The 1203-nt window shown below is 44.6% G+C and carries 2 protein-coding genes; one reads left to right on the forward strand and one right to left on the reverse strand.

Annotated features, from left to right (window positions below):
• On the forward strand, positions 1–680 hold a 680-nt coding region (locus F6K49_RS50725; RefSeq protein WP_293110472.1), incomplete at its 5' end, for an aminotransferase class I/II-fold pyridoxal phosphate-dependent enzyme.
• Positions 681–746: 66 nt separating this feature from the next.
• Here the strand turns inward: F6K49_RS50725 and F6K49_RS50730 are convergent.
• Positions 747–1203 (reverse strand): substrate-binding domain-containing protein (locus tag F6K49_RS50730; protein ID WP_293110474.1); only part of this gene is annotated, 457 nt, incomplete at its 5' end.

The raw sequence follows: 1203 nt of genomic DNA on the forward strand, positions 1-1203 counted from the left end.
TTAATAATCCTACAGGAGGAGTTGCCACTAAAGGACAACTCAAAGCTTTTGTTGACTATGCCAGAAGTCACAAGTCTGTGATTATTTTTTATGCTGTTTTGAGTGCTTTTATTACCGACCCTAACATTCCTAAAAGTATTTATGAAATAGAAGGTGCAACTGAATGTGCCATCGAAGTTGGTAGTTTTTCCAAAACGGCTGGATTCTCTGGATTAAGATTAGGTTGGTCTGTGCTTCCGGTTGCCCTAACCCTTGAAAGCACTGTGCCAGGAGAGTTGAATGAAATGTTTAGAATTGGTCAATCTATCCGGTTTTGGGGTGCTTCTAATATAGCACAACAAGGGGGCATTGCGGCTTTGTCCGAGCAGTGCCAACAAGAATGCCAAGAAATTGTTAACTATTACCTGGAAAATGCCAGAATCCTCAAGGAAGGTTTAGAAGCTTTTGGACTGACTTGTTTTGGTGGCACTAATAATCCCTATATATGGGTCAAAGGAGCGGAGGGAATGACGTCTTGGGACGTCTTTAACCAACTGTTGTTTAAAGCAGGGATTGTTGGGGTACCTGGTAGCTTATTTGGTCCGAGTGGTGAAGGTTTCTTACGTCTAAGTACTTTATGTAGCCGAGAAAATATAGAAAAGGCCATAGACTTCGCGGCAGTTGTCGGGAACAGAGAATAGCGATGCAGCGCCTTAATCAGGGAGTTTCCCCCCTCTCCCCACACTCTTCTCCCGACTCCCGACTCTCTATTGCACCCGATTCCACATCCGTTGAATTTCCCCAATCACCTCAGAATTTGGTGGTGCTAAGCTTTTTAAATTAGGGTCAGTTTTTGCACCGGGAATACCTTTTGTCCAAGGACTGCCGGACACAGATTGCAAATTAATACCCCCAATCACAGGACGAAAACCGTATTGCACAAAGGTTTTTTGTTGTTCTGGAGCAGTTAGGAATTGGAGGAATTTCCGTGCTGCTTTTACCTGTTGCGAGTTCACATCTCTGCGGACAATGGCTGCGGTGGAAACCGTTTCAATGGTGGGATTAAAATAATAAATCTGATAGGGCTTGCTTTGAGTCTGGGCTGCTTGTTCCCAACGGTAGAGGGCAATGCTTTCATATACAGTAGCAACATCTGCATCATTGGGGCCACGGGCAATAAACTCTTGCAATAGAGTGTCCGTTGAGCGTGGCGGTTGATAGACA

It is taken from the genome of Moorena sp. SIO3I6 (assembly GCF_010672095.1).